Source organism: uncultured Thiohalocapsa sp., from assembly GCF_913063425.1.
Classification (GTDB): Bacteria; Pseudomonadota; Gammaproteobacteria; order Chromatiales; family Chromatiaceae; genus Thiohalocapsa.
In genome coordinates, this window is record NZ_CAJXYK010000002.1 from 147,251 (window position 1) to 172,279 (window position 25,029).

21 protein-coding genes are annotated in these 25,029 nt (G+C 69.6%); 12 read left to right on the plus strand and 9 right to left on the minus strand.

Features of this window, described 5'->3' with window-relative positions; all coding sequences use genetic code 11:
* Positions 1-199: 199 nt before the first annotated feature.
* Together QZ607_RS01585 and cynS are read right to left on the minus strand one after the other, a co-directional pair.
* The gene (locus tag QZ607_RS01585; protein ID WP_295878874.1) at positions 200-1,990 is read right to left on the minus strand and encodes an ethylbenzene dehydrogenase-related protein; all 1,791 of its coding nucleotides are present in this window, start codon (positions 1,988-1,990) and stop codon (positions 200-202) included.
* A gap of 256 nt (positions 1,991-2,246) precedes the next feature.
* A complete protein-coding gene (gene cynS, locus QZ607_RS01590) occupies positions 2,247-2,687 on the minus strand; it encodes a cyanase (RefSeq protein WP_295878877.1) in 441 nt (146 codons plus the stop codon).
* A 302-nt stretch (positions 2,688-2,989) separates the two neighbouring features.
* Between cynS and QZ607_RS01595 the strand changes: the two genes are divergently transcribed.
* The 3 genes from QZ607_RS01595 (at position 2,990) to QZ607_RS01605 (ending at position 6,160) form a co-directional block, all read left to right on the plus strand.
* Positions 2,990-3,796, plus strand: coding sequence for an ABC transporter ATP-binding protein (locus QZ607_RS01595; protein WP_295878879.1), 807 nt, complete (start codon positions 2,990-2,992; stop codon positions 3,794-3,796).
* Positions 3,797-3,926: 130 nt separating this feature from the next.
* Positions 3,927-5,162: an ABC transporter substrate-binding protein gene (locus QZ607_RS01600; RefSeq protein ID WP_295878881.1), complete on the plus strand. Its 1,236-nt coding sequence runs from the start codon at positions 3,927-3,929 to the stop codon at positions 5,160-5,162.
* Positions 5,159-6,160, plus strand: coding sequence for an ABC transporter permease (locus tag QZ607_RS01605; RefSeq protein WP_367268138.1), 1,002 nt, complete (start codon positions 5,159-5,161; stop codon positions 6,158-6,160). The genes QZ607_RS01600 and QZ607_RS01605 overlap by 4 nt, the downstream gene beginning before the upstream one ends.
* A 263-nt stretch (positions 6,161-6,423) precedes the next feature.
* On the opposite strand, the gene QZ607_RS01610 is transcribed toward QZ607_RS01605, so the two are convergent.
* Both QZ607_RS01610 and QZ607_RS01615 read right to left on the minus strand, forming a co-directional pair.
* Positions 6,424-6,858 carry a host attachment protein gene (locus tag QZ607_RS01610; protein ID WP_295878884.1) on the minus strand — a complete coding sequence of 145 codons (435 nt, stop codon included), beginning with the start codon at positions 6,856-6,858 and terminating at the stop codon, positions 6,424-6,426.
* A gap of 318 nt (positions 6,859-7,176) precedes the next feature.
* Positions 7,177-7,851, minus strand: coding sequence for an exopolysaccharide biosynthesis protein (locus tag QZ607_RS01615; RefSeq protein ID WP_295878885.1), 675 nt, complete (start codon positions 7,849-7,851; stop codon positions 7,177-7,179).
* Positions 7,852-8,275: 424 nt separating this feature from the next.
* Here QZ607_RS01615 and QZ607_RS01620 point away from each other — a divergent pair, with 424 nt between their 5' ends.
* The 5 genes from QZ607_RS01620 (at position 8,276) to QZ607_RS01640 (ending at position 14,116) form a co-directional block, all read left to right on the plus strand.
* A complete protein-coding gene (locus tag QZ607_RS01620; RefSeq protein WP_295878888.1) occupies positions 8,276-9,970 on the plus strand; it encodes a sigma 54-interacting transcriptional regulator in 1,695 nt (564 codons plus the stop codon).
* 216 nt (positions 9,971-10,186) lie between these two features.
* Complete coding sequence (locus tag QZ607_RS01625) at positions 10,187-10,735, plus strand: OsmC family protein (protein ID WP_295878890.1); 549 nt, start codon at positions 10,187-10,189, stop codon at positions 10,733-10,735.
* A gap of 207 nt (positions 10,736-10,942) precedes the next feature.
* Positions 10,943-12,106 carry an acyl-CoA dehydrogenase family protein gene (locus QZ607_RS01630; protein ID WP_295878891.1) on the plus strand — a complete coding sequence of 388 codons (1,164 nt, stop codon included), beginning with the start codon at positions 10,943-10,945 and terminating at the stop codon, positions 12,104-12,106.
* 147 nt (positions 12,107-12,253) lie between these two features.
* Positions 12,254-12,634 carry a DUF302 domain-containing protein gene (locus tag QZ607_RS01635; protein WP_295878893.1) on the plus strand — a complete coding sequence of 127 codons (381 nt, stop codon included), beginning with the start codon at positions 12,254-12,256 and terminating at the stop codon, positions 12,632-12,634.
* A gap of 78 nt (positions 12,635-12,712) precedes the next feature.
* Positions 12,713-14,116 (plus strand): FAD-dependent oxidoreductase, encoded by a 1,404-nt coding sequence (locus QZ607_RS01640; protein WP_295878895.1) that lies wholly within the window; start codon positions 12,713-12,715, stop codon positions 14,114-14,116.
* A gap of 106 nt (positions 14,117-14,222) precedes the next feature.
* Here QZ607_RS01640 and QZ607_RS01645 read toward each other — a convergent pair whose 3' ends face one another.
* The 5 genes from QZ607_RS01645 to QZ607_RS01665 all read right to left on the minus strand — a co-directional run bounded on the left by QZ607_RS01645 (position 14,223) and on the right by QZ607_RS01665 (position 20,414).
* Positions 14,223-15,581, minus strand: a complete 1,359-nt coding sequence (locus QZ607_RS01645; protein WP_295878897.1) for a DUF2252 family protein — start codon at positions 15,579-15,581, stop codon at positions 14,223-14,225.
* Between the two features lie 11 nt (positions 15,582-15,592).
* Positions 15,593-17,596, minus strand: coding sequence for an alkaline phosphatase D family protein (locus tag QZ607_RS01650; protein ID WP_295878899.1), 2,004 nt, complete (start codon positions 17,594-17,596; stop codon positions 15,593-15,595).
* A gap of 102 nt (positions 17,597-17,698) precedes the next feature.
* On the minus strand, positions 17,699-18,931 hold the full coding sequence (locus QZ607_RS01655; RefSeq protein WP_295878901.1) for an LbtU family siderophore porin: 1,233 nt from the start codon (positions 18,929-18,931) through the stop codon (positions 17,699-17,701).
* 183 nt (positions 18,932-19,114) lie between these two features.
* Positions 19,115-19,903, minus strand: a complete 789-nt coding sequence (locus tag QZ607_RS01660) for a DUF4198 domain-containing protein (protein ID WP_295878904.1) — start codon at positions 19,901-19,903, stop codon at positions 19,115-19,117.
* Positions 19,904-20,063: 160 nt separating this feature from the next.
* A complete protein-coding gene (locus QZ607_RS01665; RefSeq protein WP_367268139.1) occupies positions 20,064-20,414 on the minus strand; it encodes a hypothetical protein in 351 nt (116 codons plus the stop codon).
* A 394-nt stretch (positions 20,415-20,808) separates the two neighbouring features.
* Between QZ607_RS01665 and QZ607_RS01670 the strand changes: the two genes are divergently transcribed.
* From QZ607_RS01670 to QZ607_RS01685, 4 genes are all read left to right on the plus strand, one after another.
* Entirely contained in the window at positions 20,809-21,066 is a 258-nt protein-coding gene (locus QZ607_RS01670) for a FeoA family protein (RefSeq protein WP_295878905.1), read from the plus strand.
* A complete protein-coding gene (feoB, locus tag QZ607_RS01675; RefSeq protein ID WP_295878907.1) occupies positions 21,059-23,605 on the plus strand; it encodes a ferrous iron transport protein B in 2,547 nt (848 codons plus the stop codon). The genes QZ607_RS01670 and feoB overlap by 8 nt, the downstream gene beginning before the upstream one ends.
* 168 nt (positions 23,606-23,773) lie before the next feature.
* Positions 23,774-24,061: a hypothetical protein gene (locus QZ607_RS01680; RefSeq protein WP_295878909.1), complete on the plus strand. Its 288-nt coding sequence runs from the start codon at positions 23,774-23,776 to the stop codon at positions 24,059-24,061.
* A gap of 50 nt (positions 24,062-24,111) precedes the next feature.
* Positions 24,112-25,029 carry an ATP-binding cassette domain-containing protein gene (locus QZ607_RS01685; protein ID WP_295878911.1) on the plus strand — a complete coding sequence of 306 codons (918 nt, stop codon included), beginning with the start codon at positions 24,112-24,114 and terminating at the stop codon, positions 25,027-25,029.

A 25,029-nucleotide genomic window follows, 5' to 3' on the forward strand; every position in this document is an offset into this window, starting at 1 on the left:
GTGGGCTTCAGACGGCTCCAGGGCCTGGAGGCTTCTGCAAAGCCGCCTCCAGCATTCCGGAAAACCCCTCAATCATATGGGTATTAACCACGATCCGTGTAGCCATCTACCCAGACGCGGCGGCTATGCTAGCGAGCCGATGTGACGGGACTGAGAAGCAGCTGTTGCGATTTGATGGCGATGCATGTCGCGAGCTGCGTCAGCGCAGGCGCAGCCGCACCGGGCGCAGGTGGTAGGCATGGCGGGTCTGGGTGTGGTCGAACACGGCCACCCAGAGCAGGGTGCCGTCGGTGATGGCGACGTCCCGGCTGGAGCCCGTGTCCAGGCGCCGGCTCAGCTCCAGGGACCAGCGCCCGTCCGCCCAATGGCCACGGGCGGCGATGTCGCCGCGGTCGCCTGTGAGCCGGCCGGTGGGCAGCACGCTCGGCAGCAGCGTGCCCACCGGCAGGGTGTCCGGGCCGTCGGCGTAGGGGCGGGTGTCGTTGAATTCGATCCAGGCCGGCTCCGGTGCCGTTGCCGGCGGCGCCGGTGGTGCGCCGCCGGCCGCCTCCGGCAGGGCCAGATCCCGGGGGTCCTTCGGCAGGCGCAGCGGCTGCGTCCGGCCCTCGCTGAAGAACTCCCAGTTCATCTCGTAGCCGCTGAAGGTGCCGGGCGGGTCCTTGCGGTAGCCGCCGGTGTAGCGCGGCAGCCAGGCGCCGCTGTCCGGGTCCCGGGTGCGCGGCGTCTGCGCCGGGGCGGGCAACGGCGGGCCGAAGAAATTGTCGTCCGCCTGATGCTCGGCGTCGTTGCGCACGGACTTCCAGTGCCAGACGTCGAGGATGCCGCCGTCGGTGGTGTAGTGCAGGCCGCGACCGCCAGGCGCCTCGGGCTCGCCCCGCAGCGGCTGCGCACCCAGGTGCACCGAGGTCAGGGCCGCGAGCGGCCTGCCGGGCGGCGCCAGCATGAGGGCGAGCTTGTCCTCGTACCAGCGGTTCTCGTCGGCACTGCGGTAGGCGGTCTGCAGGATGCGCCAGCCCTGGGCTGTCTTGAGCAGCGGCACATGGGCGGTGCTGCGGGTGGGGTCGGTCCACTCGCAGAGCAGGTAGACACGCTCGCCGTCGTGGACGCCGCGCAGGGTCAGGATGCTCTCGCCGCCCGGCAGATTGGCGCCGTTGGCGAGTGCGATGCGCAGCGCGGGGGCCTGCGCCCAGGCGCGGTCGTCCACGCGGCCGTCCAGCACGGGCAACTCCACGGCCCGCGGCAGGGTCAGGTCCCGCACCAGCACGCGGTCCGCGACGACGGCGGCGACGATCAGACCCAGGCTCACCGCCGCCGCCCAGGCGCCGATGCGCAGGTGGGCCGGGCGCGGCAGCAGGATCGCGAGCAGGCGCCGCACACCGCCGCCGGCGAGCTGTAGACCGACATGCGCCGCGGCATAGCCCAGCAGGCCCCAGGCCGCCATCCGATGCAGCGCCTCCAGCAGCCGGCGCCCGCCGGGCGGCGCAGCACCAAGGTATTGCAGGGCACCGGTGCCGGCCGCCAACAGCAGCAGACCAAAGGCGAGCCAGTACAGCACCAGGTCCAGCCGGCGCAGGCGGGCCGCGCGGTCGCCCGCTGCCCCCATCCGCGGCAGTCGCAGCAGCCGGCGGCCGAGACCGCTTCGCACCTGATACAGGGCATAGGCCAGCATGGCCGCCAGCACAAGGGCACCGGAGATGAGATGCCACAGCAGCGCCGCCCCCTGCGGCAGCACCGGGGCCAGTGCGGCGGAAACCAGGGCATCGGGGGCATCTGCGGCGATGCGCAGGCCGGTGGCGAGGCTCACCGCCAGGGCCAGCACCAGCAGCCAGTGGAGCAGCACCGTCGGCAGCGGCGCGCGGCTGAGCCGCTGTGTCGGTGAGCCTTGCGGCGGGGAGGGCTCGGTGGCGCCGACCTCCGCGCGGATGCGCTGAGGCCGGGACGGCTGCCGGCCCGCGCCGGTCGCAACGGCCGTCCGGGTTGCAGGGGACATCGCGGCTTGGCTGGATTGGTCCGGATGAGAGAGGACCGGGGCGGCAGCCCCGGGTCATTCGGCGGCCAAGCCTAGCGGGCGTTCATGACGATTTCTTGATGCTCGCGCCGGCGGGCGGCATGGGACTGTCCCGGGTGAGGCTGCAGGGAGCGGGTCGGGCACGGGGGTCGGGCACTGGGGTCGGGCACGGGGGTCGGGCACGGGGGTCGGGCAGGGGCCGCGCACGGGCCGGATGCCCGTGCGCCGAAGGTCGCTGTCACCAGGACTTGTAGGGCAGGAACTTGCCGTTCAGTGTCACCACCACGCGGTCGCCTTTCGGGTCCTCCTGCTTGGCGACGTCCATGGAGAAGTCGATGGCGCTCATGATGCCGTCGCCGAACTGCTCGTGGATGACCTCCTTCAGGGTCTCGCCGTAGACGCCGACGATTTCGTAGAAGCGGTAGATCAGCGGGTCGGTGGGGATGGTCTGGTCCCAGACCTTTTTCGGGAACTCGGTGAGGGCGGCAGCCACGTCCGGGCCCAGGCCCAGGGCCTCGGTGCAGGTCTTGGCGTTGGCCTCGCTCAGGCTGTTCATGCCGAGGCAGGCGGAGCACAGGAACTCCGGCGCCAGACCGACGGCGCCCCCGAGCGCCTCCCAGGTCATGCCCTTGGCCTTCTTCGCGTCCAGGATGGCGGTCTTCATCTCGGTCTTGGTCATGCGTCGGCACCTCGTCGTGCGGCTGAAGAAACTGGATGGGAGCAACCGGCAGAAGGCAAGCAAGCCTGGTGCCAAGGCACGCCGACGCGGATCGTTGCCGGCGTGAAGCTCGGAATCGAGATTGCCGACTGGAATTGTCAGGCATTGTCGACACTCGCGGCCGAGCACGACGCCGACGAATGTCGCCAAACCGGTGCGCTCGGTGCGCCACCCTGCGCCGTGACTGGGCAAACACGGCATCTGCAGGCCATGGCACGGTCTCTGCACTGGCCTCCGGCAACCTTCACTGCCGGAACCATCGCATGGCTGCCAGCGTCTCCGTCGATTTCATCACCCACACCTTCAAGGGCCAGAGCGCACCGACGCTCAAGGACGTCGAGCTCAGCATTCGCCCTGGCGAGCAGGTGGCGCTGATCGGCCGCAGCGGCTGCGGCAAGTCCACGCTGCTGCACATGCTGGCGGGGCTGATGCTGCCGACGGAGGGCTGCGTGCACATCCGCGGCCACATGGTCACCAAGCCGAGCGCCAAATGGAACATGATGTTCCAGAAGCCGAGCCTGTACCCCTGGATGTCGGTGCGGCAGAACGCGGAGCTGGGCCTGCTCTTCGCCGGGCGCCGCGATCCGGCGCGCATCGATGCGCTGCTGGATCTGGTGGGCCTCGCCGACAAGGCAGACGCCAATGTCCAAAGCCTCTCCGGCGGGCAGCAGCAGCGGGTGGCCCTGGCGCGCTCGCTCGCCACCTCCCCCGAGCTGCTGCTGCTGGATGAGCCCTTCTCGGCGCTGGACGCCTTCACCCGCGCCGCGCTCCAGGACGAGGTCTCCCGCATCGCCCGGCAGGAGAAGCTCACGCTGGTCATCGTCACCCACGACATCGATGAGGCCGTGGCCATGGCGGACCGGGTGCTGATCATGGCGGCCAACCCCGGGCGCATCGTCGGCGAGATGGCCATCGACCTGCCGACGCCCCGGGAGCGCGCCAGTGCCGAATACAGCCGCGCCCGCGAGCAGCTGATGACCACCTTTGACGGACTCGTCGGCGACGGCCGCAGCACAGCGGCGCCGAGCGCGGACACCCAGGACGCGGAGCCCCAGCGCGCCGCCGCCTGAGCCGCCACAGCGCCGGCAACCGATCCCCTTCCCCGCCGAGCCGCCCCAGAAGCGGCCGGCGCCCACCACTGAGGCTGGCAACCGGATTTCCTCTCCACAGCCGACCATCGCAACCCAAGAGGCACCCTCCATGAGCCAGCACGATGACGATCTGAATTACCTCTTCGAGCACGAGATGTCGCGCCGCGACTTCATGCTCGACCTGCTTGCCAAGGGCGGCCTCGCCGCCACCATGGCGAGCCTGCCGGGCCTGCTGAACGCCGCCGAGCCGCCGGAGGACGAGGTCGTGCGCATCGGCTACATCCCCATCACCGACGCCACCGCCCTGCTGGTGGCCCACGCCAACGGATATTTCGAAGAGGAAGGGCTGAAGGTGGAGAAGCCCACGCTGATCCGCGGCTGGTCGCCGCTGGTGGAAGGCTTCGCCGCCGGCAAGTTCAACCTGGTGCACCTGCTGAAGCCCATCCCCGTGTGGATGCGCTACAACAACGACTTCCCCGTCAAGATCATGTCCTGGGCGCACCTGAACGGCTCCGCCGTGGTGGCCGGCAAGCACCTGGACGCCAAGGACTTCAGCGACCTCGCCGGCAAGCAGGTTGCGGTGCCCTACTGGTACAGCATGCACAACATCGTGCTGCAGATGGCGCTGCGCAACGCCGGCCTGAAGCCGGTCATCAAGGACCAGACCGCGGAGCTGGCAGCGGACGAGGTCAACCTGATGATCATGCCGCCGCCGGACATGCCGCCGGCGCTGGCGTCCAAAAAGATCGACGCCTTCATCGTCGCCGAGCCCTTCAACGCCGCCGGCGAGCTGCTGGCGGGCGGCACCATGCTGCGCTTCACCGGCGACATCTGGAAGAACCACCCCTGCTGCGTGGTCTGCATGAACGAGCAGACCGTCGCCGCCAAGCCGGAGTGGACCCAGAAGGTCATGAACGCCGTGGTCAAGGCGCAGATCTACGCCCAGCAGAACAAGGGCGAGGTGGCGCACATGCTCTCCAAGGATGGCAAGAAGTACCTGCCCATGCCGGCCAAGGTGGTGGAGCGGGCCATGACCTTCTACGGCCCAGACGACTACACGGACCCGAACGCCAACCGCCACGTCGCCGAGTGGCAGAACGGGCGCATCGACTTCCAGCCCTACCCCTACCCGAGCGCCACCAAGCTCATCGTCGAGGAAATGAACAAGACCCTGGTGGGCGGCGACACCACCTTCCTGAAGGATCTCGACCCCGACTTCGTGACGCAGGACCTGGTGAACTACGACCACGTCAAGGTGGCCATGGAGCAGTTCATGGACTGGTCCAAGGTGCCGGGCATCAACCCGGACGACCCCTACACGCGTGAAGAAGTGGTGGTGCTGTGACGGCGGCCGAGGGCACCCTGCCGCTGACCGCGGAGCCGGCGCTCACCGGCGGCGAGCAGCGCCGCTCGGCCGGCGGCCGGCCGGCGAGGCCGGCGGCTGCCGACGCAGGCGCACCGGCACCGCCGGGCGGTGCCGGCGACGCGGGGCGCAGCGCCCCCGCACGCAGCGCCGTCATCGAGCGACCCGCGCGCCACTGGCACACCCGCACCTTCCGCTGGCCTGCGGTACGGGCCTTCCTGCTGTCCACGGTGGCCTATCCGGCCCTGGGCATCGCAGTGCTGCTGGCGCTCTGGTGGCTCGGCGGCTGGGCCATTGCAAGTAACGAGGACGTGTCCGCCTTCGCCGGCTTCGCGCCGGCCCCGGCCTTTGCGGCCCTCGGCGAGCTGGTCGCCTCCGGCGATGTGTGGGGCACCATTTACCCGAGCCTGTACCGCATCGGCATGGGCCTGCTCTGGGCCTTCGTCATCGGCGTGCCGGTGGGCGTGGCCATCGGGCTGTCGTCGGCGCTGCGGGAGGTCACCCACGTGCCCTTTCAGTTCCTGCGCATGATCAGCCCCCTGGCCTGGATGCCCATTGCGGTGCTGGCCTTCGCCACCTGGGACGGCGCCATCGTCTTCCTGATCACCGTCGCCGCGGTCTGGCCCGTGCTCTTCTCCACCGCCCAGGGCGTGCGCCGCATCGACCCGCTGTGGTTCAAGGTGGCGCGCAACCTGGGCGCCGACGGCTGGCAGATGCTGCGCCGGGTGATCATGCCCGCCATCGGGCAGGACATCTTCGCGGGCTTGAGGCTCGCGGTGGGCGTCGCCTGGATCGTGCTCGTACCGGCGGAGTACCTGGGCGTCACCAGCGGCCTGGGCTACGCCATCAACGACGCCCGCGACACGCTGGAGTACGACACCCTGGCAGCCATCGTCGTGGTCATCGGCATCATCGGCTTCCTGCTGGATGGCCTCTGCGTCAGCCTCATCAAACGCTTCTCGTGGCGGCAGGCGGACTGAGACCGGCGGCAATGCCGGCGGCGTAAGGCCTGCGGCCGATGGCCGCATCCAAAGTCCGGGGCCTGGGCTCGCCGGGTCGTCGGCGGCATACCGCCGCGTCGGCCGCTGCCTGCGGCGGTATCAGGACGGCTGCGGCCACCGTGGACTTGCCGCGCCGGCTGGGGCCGAGAGCCAGCATCCCGAGCCCGTGGTACACCACCACCGCCGCAGACAGGCCGGGGAGCCCCCCGAGGGAGCAGGCGTGCCGCAGCGCGCAGCATCCGTTACAGCAGGGCCCAGGCCTCGGCGGCGACGCGACCGGTGTCCTCGTGCGTCAGGTCCTTGACCAGCTCGCCCTTCACCGCGCGCTTGAGCGGCGCGTCCATCACCTCGCGCAGCAGGCCCATGAACTGCGGCGGCGCCATGATGCAGAGCTGCTCGAAGCGATGGGCATGGAGCCCCTCGCGCAACAGCGCCACGACTTCGCGGGCGAAGCGCATGGCCTCTTCGTGCTTGGGGTCGGTGCTCGGCTCCATCGCATGGCGTTGCTCGCCGCGGGAATCGAAGGCTCGGCCCGGCCGGTCGCTCTCGATCTCCTCCCCCTTGAGGCGCGCCTCGGGGTGGACCAGGTCCTTGAGCTCCGCGAGGGGCTGCCCGCGGCCCTCCAGCGCGTAGAGCCGCGCGCGGGTGGCATTGCTCACGATCACCCAGGTCTTCATCGTCGATACCTCTCTGGTCAGTCCGGCCTTGCGGCCCGCCGCGGCGATCACCGTGCGCGGACCACACCCTACCTTCAAGGTAGACGCCGAAGCGGACTGCTCACAAGGCATCACCGGGCGCGGCGCCGATCGGTGCAGTTACCTCCACCGAAGGCAGGTCCACCGGAGCGCCCGGAGACAGCCGGCTATGGTGGCGATTGCCCCGCGCTGTGCGACCGTGCGACGACGCTGTCAAGATCAGGTTACCGTCCCCGAATTTTGGCGCTTTCTTTTTCTGCACAGGGCTGCACAGGTTGGCGTCGCCCTATTTCGAGGCTGTCAGCCGAAGCCGAGGACGGATTTGACGGCGTCCTTGAAGAGGTCGATGAAGGCGGGGCCGAACACGGCAACCCCCACCACCAGCAGGGTGATCCAGGCGATGCCGATGGCGATCCCGGCGAGCACCAGCAGGCCGTCGCGGGTAATGAGACCGATGGAGGCCATGGCGATGCCGATGCCGGGCAGGGTATTGGTGGCCGGGAATGGAATCAGGATACTGGCAATGAACACCACGAACACGGCGCCCACGATGCGCTCCGCCGTGGGCCCCGACAGCAGCAGCAAGCGCGGCCGGGCGAGGGTCTCGATCCAGCCGAAATACTTGCGCGCGCCGGCGGCCATCTGCACCAGACCGGACTTACTGAGGCGACGCTCGCCGAAGCGTTGCGGCATCCAGGGCTCCGGGCGCCCCATGGCCATCTGCACAGCGATGGCGATCATCGGCAGGGAGACGATCTGGGGAATGCCGTAGAGCAGCGGGATGCACACCGGAATGGCCAGCGCAAACAGCATCAGGCCGAAGGCGCGCTCACCCAGGGCCTGGGTGAAATCGTGCAGGGTCATACCGTCGGCGGGAGCCTCATCGGCGATGACTTCCAGCGCGGCGATCAGGCCGCGGCGGGGCGCCGCCTCCTCCGCCTCGTCGGCGGCGGCGTCAACGGAGTGCTCGTTCATGGCAGGTGTCCTGTAGTCAACAGCGCAGGGCCGAAAGCAGCGCGGATGGTACAGCGCTCCGCCCCACCGCGCGCGCCCTCAAAACACGGAGACGAATTTGGGAACAAGATACGGGGACGGTAACCTTAACTTGAGAGATAGACATGATGCCAAAGAAACGGGAAGAAACGGGGACGGTAAACTTAACTCAAACAGCACTGGCCTTGCGGAGCTCGATGTTGAACGACGGCACACCAGTCCGCTGAATTTGATATACCGTCCCCTTTTTATGTGTCCCCAATTTTTGTGCTGAATTGAATATACCGTCCCCGTTTCTTATCCCCGTTTCTTCGTGTGGCGGACCGGCGGCAACTGCGTTGCCCCGGGCCGATTGGCCCGTTGCTTGCTTGCGCAGTGACCACTTTGTCGTCAATGCCGAGCATCCATGTCCACGTCCGACACCGCCATTACCCTGGAATCCGAGCTGCTGGTGATCCAGCAGGCGGCGCGCATCATCAGCCGCAGCGATGACCCGGAGGCGGCAATCCAGGGCATCCTGCGGCTGCTCTCCCAGCTGCTGGGCCTGAACCGCGGCCGGGTCCTGCTGGTGGACCCAAGCACCGCCACCCTCGCCATCCGCTATGCCTATGGCCTGACGGACGAGGAGCGCGCCCGCGGGCGCTATGCCTTGGGCGAGGGCATCACCGGCCGTGTGTTCCAGACCGGTCAGATGGAGGTGGTGCAGGACATCGACGCCGAGCCGAGCTACCTGACCCGCGCCGTCGCCCGCGGCGTGCTGCCGCAGGAGCCGGTGGCCTTCCTCGCACTGCCCATCCAGCAGCACGAGCAGACCATCGGCGTGCTGGCGGTGCACCGGCTGCGTCAGCGCGAGCGGCCCTTTCAGCGCGACCTTGCACTGTTGCAGGTCATCGCGACACTCGTCGCACAGGTGCTGCGCGTGAATGATCTGGTGGCCGAGCGCACCGCCCAGCTGCTGTCTGAGAACCGGCTGCTCAAGAACCGGCTGGAGAGCCGCGGCGCCTCCTACGGCATCATCGGCCAGAGCCCCGCGCTGCACCAGGCCATCAACCAGACGCTGCAGGTGGCGGCCACCAAGACCACGGTGCTGCTGCTCGGCGAGTCCGGCACCGGCAAGGAGCGCTTCGCGCGCATGCAGCATGTGGCGAGCAAGCGCGCCGACGGGCCCTTCGTGAGCGTCAACTGCGCGGCCATCCCGGCGAACCTGCTGGAGTCCGAGCTGTTCGGCCACGAGAAGGGCGCCTTCACCGGTGCGCAGGCGGTCAAGAAGGGGCGCATGGAGCTCGCCGACGGCGGCACGCTGTTCCTGGACGAGATCGGCGACCTGGACCTTGAGCTTCAGGCCAAGCTGCTGCGGGTGCTGGAGTACAAAGTCGTGCAGCGTGTGGGCGGCACCCGCGATATCCCGGTGGACGTGCGCATCGTCGCCGCCACCCACCAGAACCTCCAGGAGGCCGTGAACGACGGCCGCTTCCGCCTGGACCTGTTCTACCGGCTGAATGTGTTCCCGATCCGCCTGCCGCCGCTGCGCGCGCGCGCCGGCGACGTGCCCATCCTCGCCCGGCATTTTCTCAACGCCGCCAACCAGGAGTACGGCCGCAACCAGGTGTTCGGCCCCGGCGCCCTGGAGCTGCTGGAGCGCTTCGGTTGGCCCGGCAACATCCGCCAGCTGGAGAACCTGGTGAAGCGCGCCGTGCTCATGAGCACCGAATCCGTCATCCGCCGTGACCTGGTGCAGGAGATCCTCGTCGAGGAAGAGGGCATCCGCCAGCCGGGCGCCGCCGGCGCGGGCACGGAGCCGGGCGGGCTGTCCATGGCGGCCCCGGCCGGCGCGGGCGCATCGCGCGCCCCGGCGGACCCCGTGCCGCTGCACCACAGCGAGCCGATGACGGCGCCGGGCGCCGGCGTGCCCGGCAACCCCTTCGACAGCGCCGAGCCGGGGCTGCGGCCCTATGCGCGGGTGCGCCACGACGAGCGCGACCACATCGAGCAGGCCCTGCGCCGCCACCACGGCAACAAGACCCGCGCGGCGCTGAGCCTGGGCCTCACGCCTCGCCAGCTGCGCTACCGCATCGTCAAGCTCGGCATCGCCACGGAGTGAGCGGCCTGAAGCCAAGGTGGACGCCGGCGCCCGCAACCTCGCCGACATTGTCGACAAAACCGGTGCGCGCCCTGTCGAATTGTCGACCTCTCTGGTGTGACAATTTCCAAGCGACTGTTATTCTTCGTCTTTCATAGCAGGCACGGTCATTGCTTTCACGGGGTTGAGCTGCAACCAGGTCCAACGTGACCACCCACAACCCACGGAGTCAGCCCCATGAGCGCCACCGCCGAGACCGTTTCCGCAACCATCGACTACCTGCGCCCCATCGACGCCGAGGGCCTCACCAAGCTCGGCGAGAAGGGCAAGGCCAACCCCACCAACGTCGTCACCCTGAAGGCCAAGACGGTCTGCGAGGGCCAGTTCCGCAATATGACCTATGTGCGCGACCTGGCGCCCATGCTCATCGACGAGCCGCCGCACCTGCTTGGAGAAGACAACGCCCCCAACCCGTCCGAGGCGGCGCTCGCCACCCTCGGCGCCTGCCTGGCCGTCGGCGTGCACGCCAACGCCACCGCCCGCGGCGTCAAGCTCTCCAAGCTGGAGCTGCACCTGGAGGGCGACATCAACGTCACCGCCGTCTGGGGCACGGGCGACCTGAACCCGGCCAAGCCGCTGGGCTTCACCGACATCCGCGTCACCATCGACGCCGAGGGTGATGCGCCGAAAGAGGTCATCGACGAGATCATCGCCCACTCCAACACCTGGTCGCCGGTGGCCAACACCATGCGCCGCCCGGTGAACGTCAGCGTCGATCCGGCCTGAGCCCGCCAGCAGCGATGCAACCCAGCGCTGCAACCCAGCGCTGCAACCAAGCGCCGTAACCGAGCGCCGCACCCCGGCGCCACGCCCAAACCCAGCGCGGCAGGCCTGCCCGACGACGGACCGCTGCACCGGCACGACCCGGTGCAACCGGCCCAGCGCCGCCGGCCCTGCCGTCCTCGCCCGCCACCGCTTTCGGAGTCGTACCCCATGAGCGCCGCCGTCCAGATGCCCGAGCCCACGGCCGCAGGCCGAATCATCCCCGCTGTGCCCACCGCCGATGAGCTGGTGGCGGCGACGCAGGACGTGGTGGAGCGCGAGCTCGCCCCGCTCACCGCCCGCATCGACCGGGAAGGTCTGTACCCCAAGGCCGTCATGCACAGCCTCGGCGCCGCCGGCGCCTTCCGCGCCCACCTGCCCGATGCCCGCCCGGACGGCTGCCACGACTTCGGCGCCGCCATCCGCGCCATGGCCGCCGTCTCCCACGAGTGCCTGTCCACCGGCTTCGCCACCTGGTGCCAGGACACCTGCGCCTGGTACCTGCAGATGGGCGAAACCGAGGCCCGCGACCTGTGGCTGGAGCCGCTGGCGTCCGGCCGGGTGCTCGGCGGCACCGGCATGTCCAACACCATGAAGGCGTTCTCCGGCATCGAGGACCTGCGCCTCACCGGCGAGCGGGTGGACGGCGGCTACATCGTCAACGGCAGCCTGCCCTGGGTGTCCAACCTGGGCGCGGACCATGTCTTCGGCACGCTCTTTACGTTGAGCGGCGACACCGCCCGCACCGTCATGGCGCTGGTGGACTGCAGCGCGCCGGGGTTCACACTGCGCCAGTCGGCGCACTTCGTGGCCCTGGAGGGCACCCGCACCTTCGCCTGCCTGTTCGATAACGTCTTCATTCCGGACGCCCACATCATCGACCACGACGGCGCCGCCTTTCTGCGCCGTGCCCGCGCCGGGCTGGTGCTGCTCCAGTTCGGCATGGGCGCCGGCAACATCCAGGGCTGCATCGATGTCTGCCGCGGCGTGGAGCACCAGCTCGGGCATGTGAATCAGTTTCTGGACGACCGCCCGGACGAGCTCCAGGAGGAGCTCGACGACATCGTCGAGGCGGTGCTGACCCTGGCCGAGACGCCCCACGAGGCGTCCGAGGACTTCTTCCGCGAGATCCTGCAACTGCGGCTCGCCGCCGGGGAGCTGGCCCTGCGCGCCTCCCAATCCGCCATGCTGCACACGGGTGCCAAGGGCTACCTCAGCAGCGCACCCGCCCAGCGCAAGCTGCGCGAGTCCTACTTCGTCGCCATCGTCACGCCGGCCACCAAGCACCTGCGTAAGGAGTTGGCGCGGATGGATTCGGAAGGGGCGGGCAGCTAGGGGCGGGGGGCGAGGGGGCGGCATGGTCGTCAGAGCCTGGGGTTACGCTGCGCTGCCCCGACCGACGCCTCGCACCTCGTTACTCGCTACTTGTTACTTTCACAATCAACAACTTGTCCGCTTCAATCAGGAATCGCAGGATTTGCCATGCACACCTTCTCCACCCCACTTTCCGCCGACGAAGCCATCGACAAGCTCAAGACCGGTGTCGAGGGCGTCGGTCTGCGTGTCGTCGCCCACATCAACGGCCAGGCCAACGCCAAGCTGATCGGTAAAGACGTCCCGGCGGATCAGATCCTGGAGATCTTCCGGCCGGACTTCGCCATCCGCGTCTGGGACGCCTGCAAGCCCGCGGGCCACGACATCCCGCTGCGCATCCACGTCTACGAGGACCAGGGCACCACCAAGGTCGCCTGCCGCATGCCGAGCACGGCGTTCGCGGCCTTCGACAGCCCGGCCCTTGCCGAGATCGGCACCGAGCTGGACGCCCTCTTCGAGCAGATCCTGGCGCAGGTGCCGCGCGCCTGAGCCGCCGCCCGCCGTCCCTCCTGCCACCCCCCTTTCACCCCCCAGGCCACCCCCCAGGCCACCCCCGGAGCAGTACCCATGACCGAGACCCCCTACCGCAAGTGGATCTGTGACGCCTGCGGCTACATCTACGACGAGGCCAAGGGGGACCCGGACGGGGGCCTGCCGCCCGGCACCCGCTACGATGATATGCCCGACGACTGGCAGTGCCCCCTGTGCGGGCTGCGCAAGGCGGACCTGCGCCTGCTGCCGGACGCACCGCCGCCTTCCCCGGTGTCGGACGTGCCGAGGCGACCCACAGCCGGTCCTGGGCTGCGCCGCCGGCACTTCGGCAGCGCGGAGCATCTGGTCATCGTCGGCGCCGGCGTCGCCGGCTGGTCCGTGGCCGAGGCCGCCCGCCGCCGCGACCCGGCCCTGCCGATCCTGCTGGTCACCGCCTGCGAGGGCGCCGTCTATGCCAAGCCGTCGCTGTCCACGGCGCTGGCCCACGGCCGGGACACGCAAAGCCTGGTGGACGCCACCGCCGGGCAGCGCGCAGCCGAGCTCGGCATCGAGGTGCTGACCCGCACCCGGGTGCTCAAGATCGACACCACGCGGCGGCGGCTCATCACCGCCCGCGGCGGCATCAGCTACGGCCGGCTCGTGCTTGCCCTGGGCGCCCGCCAGCGGCGCCTGGACATGGCCGGTGACGCCGCCGATGCCGTGCTGCGGGTCAACGATCTGGCGAGCTACCGCGGCCTGCGCGAGCGCCTGGACGCCGGCCCCAGGCAGGTGACCCTGGTGGGCGCAGGGCTCATCGGCTGCGAGCTGGCGGACGACCTCACCGCCGGCGGCCACGCCGTGACCCTGGTGGACCCGGCGGATCGGCCCCTCGCGGCCCTGCTGCCGGCGGATGTGGGCGGCGCGCTGCGCGAGCGCCTGGCGGCGAAGGGCGTGCAATGGCGGCTCGGCAGCACGCTCGCGGCGCTGGACCATGCCGGCGAGCGGCTGCGGGCGACCCTCGCCGACGGCACGCGCTTCGACACGGACATCGTCCTCTCCGCCGCCGGCCTGCTGCCCATCACGGAGCCCGCCGCCCGCGCCGGTCTCGCGGTGCAGCGCGGCATCGTCGCCGACCGCCGGCTGCGCACGTCGGTGCCGGGCGTCTACGCCCTGGGCGACTGCGCCGAAGTGGAGGGGCGCTGCTTCAGCTACATCGAGCCCATCCGCCGGCAGGCCGAGGCCATCGCCGCGGACCTCGCGGGCGAGGATGCCCCCTTCCTGCCGCTGCCGCCGCTGGTGCGGGTGAAGACGCCGACGCTGCCCATCAGCGTCTGCCACGGCCATGTGGCCGCCGGCGGCGCAGCCACCGCGTGGCAGCGCATCGCCGACGACCACGAGGGCATGCGCCTGGAGCAGCCGGATGCGACGGGCCCCGCCTTCATCCTCACCGGCAGCTATGCCCAGCTCGGCGGCGAGCTGTACCGCGCGCACCTGGGCTGAGCCGGACGCGAATCGGCGCCGCTCTGCGCTGCCTGGTCAGCGCACACCCTTGTGTGGAGCAGCCATCGGGGCGGGGTGCGGACTTGAGCCGTCGCGCCGGCCGCCGTCAGTCCGGCAGCATGGCCCTGAGCAGGCCCCAATCGGCGATCACCTGCTCCGCGTAGGCCACGGCGGCGTCCAGCAGTGCGTCACCCTCCTCCGCCAGCACCGCCGCCGCGGCGGCCTCGAAGCGCGTGGAGCGCCGGTCGCCGCGGGCATGGGCCAGCGCCAGGGCCTCGCCACAGGCGGCGGCGTACTGCGCCAGCCCTTTTCCCGGCTTCTTCTTCGCCAGCGCGATGTCCTCCGGGTCGATGCCCACCCGCGCGTGGTGGCGCGAGCGCACCAGCCAGTGCTTGTCTTCCCACACCGCCTCGTCCAGGACCATGTCGGGGCTGCGCTGCATGCGGCGCTGGCAGTCCACGGTGAGGTGCGCCGGGGCCAGTCGGTTCTCCGGGCGCAGACCCGGGAAGTGGTGCAGCGGACCCGACAGGCGCTGCTGTTTGACCTCAACCACATGGCAGAGCGGCAGGTCGGCGTCGCCGGCGGAGTCCTCCGGGCCCACCAGCAGATAGAACCGATCCAGGTCCACGGAGCCGGTGCCGGCACCCAGGCGCCGCACCAGATCCAGCACGGCGTCGTCCACATAGGGCCGGAAGGCCGCTCGCACCTGGTCGGCACGTGCGGGCTCCAGCGTGCTGAAACGCTGCGGGCGGTCGCGAAAGCGCGGGCGGCCGTCGCGCACCTCCACCTCCTTCGCAAGCGTGCTCTTGGTGGCGAAGTCCCGACCGCCGGCCCGGCGGCGCCGGGCCTTCTTCCAGGGCTTGCGCAGCACATGGCCGCTCGAAAAATGCGTCATGGCGCTGTCGCGCCGCTCCGGGTCGTTGACGCCCTCCAGGCAGGTGCGGCGGTAGGCGGCGAGCAGGGCGTGGCCGGCTTTGCGTGCGTCCTTTGCCGTGGCGGCCGTCAGCCGGTCCGGCGCGTCGACGTCATCGGCGTCATACCGCCCATCAAGCACGCCGGCGCAGTAGTCGGCAGCCAGCACCAGACTCGTGATGCAGCGGGCGAGATCCCAGGCGGCATGGCCCAGACAGGCATCGTCATAGTCGTTGGGGCAGAACACGACGCTGTCGCCGTGGGAGCCTTCTTCGGTGAGGAAGCCGAAGTTGGATGCATGGCAGTCCCCCATCACCCTGGTCACCGGCACCCGCTCCAGCAGCGCCGCCGGCAGCGCCAGGACACCGCTCGCCAGGTCTGCATAGTAGAGCTGCGCCGAGCCGCGCAGGAACCGCAGCGGGCTTGCGGCCATTTTGCGGTGCTTGGGCATGGGCTGGGACGCAGCCTCGCCGGCGCCGGGATCGACGCCGTCCACGCGGGCCAGCTCGGCGCGGATCAGCAGCCGGCGCTCGGTGTTGTTCGGATCGTGCATGGGTTTCTCATTCAGGGCGGCGGCGGAAACACCACCTCGCCGCCGTCCGCCGTCAGCAGCCGGATGTCCACGGGTGTGCCGGTGGCGTCCAGCTGCACCCGGCCCAGGGCGCTGCCGTTGTAGAGGCGGCGGTGGGGGTTGCCGTCCGGGCGGCGGGCACGCAGGCGCAGACGCCGGCGGCGGGTGAGCCAGTTGAGCGGGGAGCGGGTGCCGTAGAGCCAGAGGTTGAGGCGGTCGAACCAGCCGAGCAGGGTGTGCGGGAACTCGTTCTTGAGGCCGCTCGCCGTGATCTGCCAGATGCGCGGGGTGTTGGTGCGAAAGCGCAGCACCGCGTCGTAGACGAAGCTGTAGTGGACATCGCCGGAGAGGATCACGAAGTGCTGCGGCGTGCGCCGGTGGCGGAAGATGTTCAGCATGACATTGGCCGCGCCCGGGTGCGCCATCCAGTTCTCGGCGTCCACCAGCAGGGCGTGGCCGAGCCAGGTGAACACCCGCTGCACGTTCTCGATGAGCTTCACGCCCAGCACCGGCGCCGGGGAGACCATGACCACGGCGTCCGCGTGCATCAGCGTCTGCTGAAGCTCCGAGAGCTCCTCCCAGTCCATGAGCCCGGAGGGCTTGGCGAGGCTCGACTCGGACCACCAGCGGTGGGTGCGGGTGTCGAGCACCACCAGCTTCGGCACTGTGGGCAGGCTGTAGTGCCAGTGCTCGAAGTCGAGCAGCCGGTCGATGAGCCGGTCGCGGGGCTCCAGGCCGCCGGGGGGCTCGGTGGCGAGCGGCGGCACGGGGGCGGGCTCTGCCGGTGCCTCGGGGGCATCGAGGGCCGCCGGCGGTGCGGGCGCGTCCGGCGGAAAGCATGCCAGCGCGGCATCCAGCAGCTCGCCGTGGCGGTCCGGGTCGTTGCCCCAGCCCTGGAACAGCCAATAGCCGATGAGCGCGTTGCCGATGATGCGCCGGGAGAAGGGATGGCTGTAGGCGGCCTCCTCCCAGCCGCGGGTGAGGTTCCAGTCGTCGGTGATGTCGTGATCGTCGAAGATCATGTAGACGGGCAGGTGCGCGAGCGCCCGGCGCACCCGGGCGAGCCCATCGCGAAAGCGCTCGATCACCGGGCACTCGGCGGCATAACGCGCGGCGAACGGCGCCGGCAGCGGCTGGGGCGGGCGCTGCGGGTCCAGCTCGATGCGGGGCCAGAGCGCCGGCGACCAGACCAGCAGGTACATGGCCGCCACCTCGGCCAGGGTGATCAGGTGGTTGTGCGCGGAGGCGGTGGTGAAGATGGGCTTCTTCGCGCCGCCGAAGAAGATGTCCTGGAGCGCGCGGTTGGCGCGGGTGTGCGGCAGGAGCTGCTCGCGCCGGTAGTAGCCCGCGGCACTTTCCAGCAGCGCGGCGCTGTCGGCGACGGTGCCGCCGGTGAGCCGCTCCGGGTAGAGCCCGAGCAGCGCGATCACCTGATGGATGGCGGCGAGCATGGGCCCCGCCACGTCGTCGCAGTAGATCTGATCGCCGGTCATCACCAGCAGCGCCGGGCGCGCCGCGGCGTCCGCGGGCGCGGCGCCGATGAGGTCGTCCAGACGCAGCAGGGTGTCCGGGCCGTCGAAGTGGGGCTTGCGGCAGGAGCCGTGCACCAGGTCCGCAAGCCGCGGGCGGATCACCAGCGTCGGGCGCGCATGCCCCGGGTAGCAGAGGTCCGGCAGCAGCTCCGCGAGGCCCTGCTCGCCGCCGGCCGCCATCACGCGCAGGTCGTATTCGAGCAGCTCATCGGCGGGCAGCGGCTCCGCGGGCTTCAGGTCCAGGAGCCGCACGAAGGCATGCTCGCCGATGCGCACCTGGGCTGCGGTGGCGCCGGGAAAGTCCTCGGTCAGGAAGGGCTTGGCGGCCCCCGCGCGGTAGAGGTCGAGCCGCAGGTCCACAGGCTCGCTCAGCACCAGCCAGATGACCAGACGCTCAGGCGTGACCCGGCGCAGCATGGGGCCGGCGAGGATGGGCGGCAGGGCGGCAGCGGTGGTGGAAGACAACAGCGCGAGGCGGGCTCGGTGGGCAGGCGGCGGTGAACTGCCGCCATTCTAGCCGTTGCGCCCCCGCCGCCGCCTGCCCCTGTGGCAAGGGCCCGACCAAGCTCAGAACTCGACGGCCAACTGCGCCACGAAGCTGTTGCCGCTGTCGCCGGTGCCGCCTTCGCCCTCGCTGTAGTCGCTGTCGTTGCGGTACTCGAAGGACAGGGCCGTGTTGTCGAAGAGGCCGATGGACCAGCCGATGAGCCAGCTTTCTTTCGGCAGCTCCAGGCCGATGGCCTCGTCGGTGCCCTGGTAGGCGACGGCGGCGACGGTCTCTTTGCCGAGCACCGGGAAGCTGTAGCCGAGCTCGATGTTCCAGGCCGACGGCCGCGCACCATGATCCTTGTAGCTCAGGCTGTCGGGATCGAAGTCGTCTGTGGCGGAAAGGTATTCGCCGATGAAGTTGAACTGGCCGACGATCACGGCGAGGTTGGCGGTCCAGCCGCCGGTGCGATCAATGGGGTCTGTGCTGAAGCTGTCGGCGCGGGGATCTTCGCCTTCCACCAGCTCGTCGAAGGTGGCATTGCGGTTGTCGGCCACCGTGTCCTGAAGGCTGTCGGAGTCGCCGAGGTTATTGATCCAGCCGACACCGCCGGCGACGGTGATGTCGTCCTGCTCCCAGGCGTAGCTCAGGTTGGCGCCCCAGCTGCTGATGCGGTTGTCGCCGTTCAGCTTGTGGTCGCCGTTGAAGCCGTAGACGCTGCCGCCGAACCCCTGGTGGACGAAGCCGAGCTCCGCCGCGGTCTCGCGCGTCTCGCCGATCTCGAGCGTCAGCGGGTCTGACACCAGGTTGGTCTCATAGGCACCGAAGGGCACGTAGACCTGGCCGACGGTGAAGAAGACCGGCGCGACATCCGGGTTGTAGAGGGTCGCGAAGGCGAGGTCGACCTCCAGGTCGGTATCGTCTTCCTCGTAGAGCAGGGCAGCACCGATCTCGACCCAATCGGTCACCTGTGCGGCGATGCCGAGCTCGAAGGTGGCGAGCACGAGGTCGGACTCGGAGGGGGCGTCGAAGGGCTCGAAATACCCCGCCTCCACCTCGATGAGGCCGGCGATCTGGATGCGCTCGAACCAGCCGCCGCCGGCACGCTTCTCTTCCAGGGCCTCGTCGAGTCGCTCCACGCGCTCAGGCGCGCCCTCCAGCGCCTGCTTCTGCTCGGCGATCTGCGCCGCCTGGCGGGCGTTCTCTTCTTCCAGTTGCAGGACCCGCTCTTCCAGCGTCTGTGCCCTGGCGGTGCCGGCGACGCCCGCGACCAGGGCGAGTCCCACGGCGGCTGCGATCGGTTTGGTGTGCATAGTCGGACCTCCGGTTGCGCCTGCGCCGCGGCGTGCGGCGCAGGCGCGTAGGATAATCTATAAAATCGTATGATCCCGCTCGCGCAAGCGGGTCACCGGCGCGCGTTCGGGGCAGCAGCCACTGCGGGCGCGCCCGGCTGGGCTGCGCCCGGCGCACCGACATGCGCTGGATCGCGGGGCGGCTCAGAGCTCCGTGGCGTGAATCCAGAGCACCGCGTCCTGGGACAGCGCCTTGCCCTCGTGCTCTTTGACCGGGCCGGAGCCCAGGCAGGCGAAGCCCCAGGTGCCGGGGCGCGGGATGCCGAAGGTGAACAAGCCGTTGGCGTCGGTGATGGTGGCGATGGCGGTGGGCGGCACCGGACCCTTGGTCTCCTTGCTGAAGGCCTTAGCGGCCATATCCACGTCCGAGTTGATGTACTCCACCTCGCACTCGACGCCGGCGGCGGGCTCGCCGTCGGAGAGCAGCTGCCCGGTGAAGGTGCCGCCGGCGAAGACCTGATAGGGCTTGTCCATGGGCACGATTTCCGTCGGCAGACCGACGGGCTCGCTCCACCCGGTGGGCATGGCGCCCTTGTTGAGAATGGTCTTGGTGATCTGCTGGATGTAGATGTCCTCGGCGCCTTCCATGTACGGCGCCGGCACCAGCGCGAAGATGTAGTCGCCGTTGCGGCGCACCTTGTAGGTGGTGGTGTAGGCGCCCGCCGGCTCGCCGCTGGCACCCGACCATTGCACCGCCTCCAGACTGTCCTTGAGATCCGTCTGCTTGCCCTTGAAGACGACGAAGAAGTCCTCCGGCACGCCCATGTCCATGGCGTTGGTGTTCTCCATGGGATGGCCGAACACCAGGGCCAGCGGGACATCGCCCGGCTGCTCCAGCATGACCTCCGGCGTGTAGAGGAGCTGGAAGTGGGCCTGTGCAGGGCCGGCGAGGGTGGTTGCCGCCGCCGCGGCAATGAGTGCGGTCGTCTTCATGGAGACTGACTCCTTTGCTGCTTGATGAAAGGCCGGAGCACGGCCGGGCCGTGCCGACGTGGAGCGCTGTCGACGGCCCGCTGGCGGCGGCTGGCGGGGAGTCGTTGGATGTGTCCGGGGGAAGGGCTTGGCGCGGTGGCGTTGCGCCTGCGCGATGCCGTTATTCGACGATGTCCTTGCCGGAGATCTCGATGTCGTGCCCCGGGCCGGCGTCGAACACCACGGTGTAGTCGCCGTCGGGCTTGTCGAACTCGACCTCGCTGTACTCATTCAGCTCGCCCTCGAGGATCGGGTTGCCGTTGCCGTCCACGACGCGGATGGCGACACCGGCGGCGGACGAGCCGTCGGAGAAGCCGCCTTCGCAGAGCACGGTGCCGTCGCCCATGTCGTAGCAGGCGCAAAGCGGTGTGTGCGCCGACACGGCGGTGCTGAAGGTGAGGCTGGCGACCGTCAGCACCCCGGCGCGCAAAGCCACTGCGGTGGGATAGGGGATGCGGAGGAATTGTCGCAAGGCAGGTCTCCTGGGGTTCTGAAGTGGTGAGGGTCGGGAGTGGTGGCGGTTGCGGGTGCTGGACGGGCGCGGTGCAGACAGCAGGCGTGCAGACAGCAGGCCGGTGTTCAGCGCGGCGACCATGGCCCTGAAGATTACAGGGCTTTCGCCTTAATGTAAATAGCAATAATTCGCAATAGCGTTTTCTTGCCGATCTCTGTAGTCTGCGTGACAGTCTTCAAGGGCTGCCCCGCTGCCCTGCGCCGCAGTGCGATGCCGGCGGGTCCGCGGCCTGTGAACCGCCCGACCCGAGTGTTCTCATGCCCAAGCACTTACGCTTTGCCTGCCGCCGCCGTCTGCTCGCCCACCGCGCGCCGACGGCACGCTTCCCAGCGCGACAACCCGGTCTGCACCGGTGCTGAGCCTGAACGACATCCGCCCCGGCGGTCGGGTGCGCATCCGCCGGCACCTGTCCACGGGCGCCGTGCGCCAGCGGCTGCTGGACCTGGGTCTGATGCCGAACGCTGTCGTCACCGTGGTGCGCAGCGCACCGCTCAACGACCCCATCGAGCTCAAGCTCGACGCCTCCAACGTCTCACTGCGCCGCAGGGAGGCGCGCACCATCGAGGTCTCGCCACTGGAGGCCGACGCCGCGGAGCCTGACCATGTCTGAGCCCAGATCCGAGCAGCCGCATCGAAAGGACGTACAGGTGGCCCTGGCCGGCCAGCAGAACGCCGGCAAGTCCACGCTGTTCAACGTGCTGACCGGCGCCCGCCAGCATGTCGCCAACTACCCCGGCGTCACGGTGGACAAGAAGCACGGCCAGTACAGCGACGACCTGGGCACCGTCTACACCGTGGACCTGCCGGGCACCTACAGCCTCACGTCCTTCTCGCTGGAGGAGCGCGTGGCGCGCGAATTCCTGCTCGGCGAGCGCCCGGACGTGACCGTCAACGTGGTGGACGCGTCCAACCTGCGCCGCTCCCTGCACCTGACGCTGCAGCTGCTGGAGCTGGAGCTGCCGCTGGTGCTGGCGCTGAACATGATGGACGTGGCCGCGAGTCGCGGCATCCAGGTGGACAAGGACCTGCTCGCCCGGCGCCTGGGGCTGGCGGTGGTCACCACCGTCGGCCGCAAGGGCGAGGGCCGCGAGGCGCTGCGGCAGGCCATCCGCGGCGTCGAGGACGGGGCGACCGCCACCGAACGGCCGCACCCCGCGGCCGTGGTGCGCTACGGGGCGCTGGAGCCCGCCATCGAGCAGCTCATGGCCCGCTTCGCCACGGAGCCCAGGCTCTCCGACCTGCCCCGGCGCTGGCTGGCGCTGCAGTTGCTGCAAGGGGACACGGCCGCCGTGCAGCTGCTGGCCGAGCGGCTCGGTGACGACGCTGCCCGCCCGCTGCGGGAGACGGCCGGTCGCTTCATCGACGCCTTCGAAACGGCCGCCGGCATCGAGGTCTCGGATCATGTCGTCAGCTGCCGCGACCAGGCCGTGGAGCGGCTGCTCAAGGGCGCCGTGCAGGGCGCAGGCAACGGCCGCCCTTCGCTGACCGAGCGCATCGACCGCTTCGTGCTGAACCGCTGGGCGGCGCCGTTCTTCCTCGTCGCCACGGTCTTCGCCATCTACCAGGTGTCCATCGTCTGGGGCTACGAGATCACCACCTACACCTGGCCGCTGCTGGCCAAGGCGCGGGAGCTCATCGCCGGCCTGCTGCCGGGCGCCGATTTCCTGGTGGACCCCTACACCCGCTCCCTCGGGCTCTGGCTGGTGGATTCAGCCAACACGCTGCTGAACTACGTGCCGATCTTTCTGATCCTGTTCGCGGCCATCGCCATCATCGAGGACTCGGGCTACATGGCGCGCATCGCCTTCATCCTCGACAAGATCCTGCACCGCTTCGGCCTGCACGGGCAGAGCACCCTGCCCCTGATTCTGGGCGGCGTCTTCGCCGGCGGCTGCGCCGTGCCCGGGGTCATGGCCACCAAGGGCATTCCGGACACGCGCGCGCGCATGGCGACCATCTTCACCGTGCCCTTCATGAACTGCCTGGCCAAGGTGCCGCTCTACACCTTACTGCTCGGCATCTTCTTCGTGGAGCACAAGTCGCTGATGCTGTTCTACATCTCCACCATGACCATCGTCTTCGCGCTGCTGGTGGCCAAGCTGCTCACCAAGACGGTGCTGCGCGGGCAGGAGACCTCCCCCTTCGTCATGGAGCTGCCGCACTACCACCTGCCGACGGTGACAGGCGTGCTGCGGCGCTCCTTCGAGCGCACCTGGCAGTACATCAAGAAGGTGGGCACCGTGGTGCTGGCGGTGGCGGTGGTGGTGTTCGCGCTGCTGCACCTGCCGGGGTTGTCGGCGGAGCGCAAGGCCCATTACGAGGCCGAGGCGCAGGCAGCGGTGGAGCGCTTCGCGGCGGCGCTCGAAGGCAACACCTACCGCGATGTGGCCCTGGGCGGGAACCTGGTGCCGCTGGTGAGATACTTCACCGACTACAAGCGTGCCAAGCTGAACGCCACGGGCGCCGCCGGCTCCGCGCGGGTTACCGAGCGCTTCCAGGCGCGCAATGCGGACTTCTACCCGCTGGTGAAGCCGCCGGCGGGGGATCGCGACGCGCGCAAGGCCTGGCGGGAGCTGCGCAAGCTCGCCCGCGCGCGGCAGGGGCTGCGCAAGGACATGCGCGAGGAGCGGATCAGGACCTCGCTGCTCGGTACCATCGGCCGCGGGCTGGAGCCGGTGACGCAGCTCGCGGGCTTCGACTGGAAGATCAACATCGCGCTGCTGTCGTCCTTCGCGGCCCGGGAGAGCAGCGTCGCCACCCTGGGCGTGCTCTTCCAGCAGGACGAGGACCAGAACGCCACGCTGGAGGAGCGCATGGGCGCCGAGACCCGCGCCGGCGGCGCCACGGCGCTGCTCGCGGTGTCCATGATCCTGTTCTTCGCGCTCTATCCGCCCTGTCTGGCCACCACCATCATGGTCAAGGTCCAGACCGGCTCCTACCAATGGATGCTGTTCGCCATTGTCTTCCCCACCCTGCTCGGGCTCGGCGTGGCGAGCGCCGTCTACAGCATCGGCACCGCGGTGGGCGCCACCGGTATCCAGGCCATGTCCGCGGTGTATTGGGGCGCGGTGGCGCTGCTGCTGGTGGTGGGCCTGGTCAGCGACCGGCAGGCGAGCCGGCGGCTGCGGGCGCGCCTTGCCGAGACCTGAGCCCGTGCTCCGTGTGTCTTGTGCCGTGGGAGCGGCATCCCTGCCGCGACGCCCTTGCGCTGCGCCCTGGAAGACCGTCGCGGCCGGAGGCCGCTCCCACGGCGGCGACCGCGGGCACAGCGTCAGCCTAACCCATCGGCACCCCCCACCCAGAACGGACGAGCCGATATGAGCGAAGCGGACAACAAACCGCAGCCGAGCGAGGCCCAGCCAACGTCTGCGGTGCCGGACATCGATACCCAACCGGCGACGAGCTGGGTGGATTGGGCCGTGGTGGCCGCCGTGCTCGCCGTGGCGCTTTGGTATCTCTACCGCAAGCTCTGGGCGCAGCGCGGCGACTGCAGCAGCTGCGCTAAGGGCAAGAGCGGCTGTGCCGTGCAACAGGCGTCCAAGGCGGCACAGACCAAGCGCACCGTGCACGTGCCCGCCGACCAGATCGAACGGGGTCCATCCTGATGCAGAACGCCGTGAGGTCTACTGCAGCACAGACGTCTGGCGGCGGACCCGTGGGCGCCCTCGCCGCGGAGAGCACAACAGGGCCCGCACCGGCCATCGAGGTGCAGCGCCTCGCCCACCGCTACGGCAGCCGGGTCATCTACGACGACCTCAGCTTCGCGGTGCCGCAGGGCAAGGTCGTCGCCCTGCTCGGCAAGAACGGCGTCGGCAAGACCACGCTGATCCGGCTGCTGATGGGCTATCTGAAGCCGAGCGGCGGCCAATGCCGGGTGCTGGGGGAGCCATCCCATGCCCTCTCGCCCGCGACACGCGCGCGCATCGGGCTGTTGTTCGAAGGCCACCTCGCCTACGACTTCATGAGCATCGCCGAGATCGAGCGCTTCCACCGCCCGTTTTACCCGCGCTGGCGGCGGGATCTGTTCTACGATCTGGTGGACCGGCTGCAACTGCCGCATGAGCACAAGATCGCCAACATGTCCTGCGGCCAGCGCTCGCAGGTGGTGCTGGGGCTGATCTTCGCCCAGGACCCGGACCTGATGATCCTGGACGACTATTCCATGGGCCTGGACGCGGGCTACCGCCGGCTGTTTCTGGACTATCTCAAGCGTTGTCTCGAGCAGGGCGGCAAGACCGTCTTCGTCACCTCCCACGTGGTCCAGGACATGGAGTCCCTGGTGGACGAGGTGATCTTCCTGAAGCGCGGCGGCGCCGTGCTGCAGATGCCGCTCGCGGCGTTTCGTGACGGCTTCCGCTGCTTCCGCTTCGACCCCCGGGGTGGCCCCATGCCGGCGCCCGATGCCCTGATCGAGAACGTCGACCTGCACGGCCGCGAGCCGCTGCTCTATACCTTTGCGACCCGCGAGCAGCTGACCGAGCAGCTGCGTGAGCGCTGCCCGCAGCTGCGCCTCGCCGAGGAGCGGGCGATGACGCTGGAAGACGCCTTCATCGGCTTGACGGGCAAATACTGA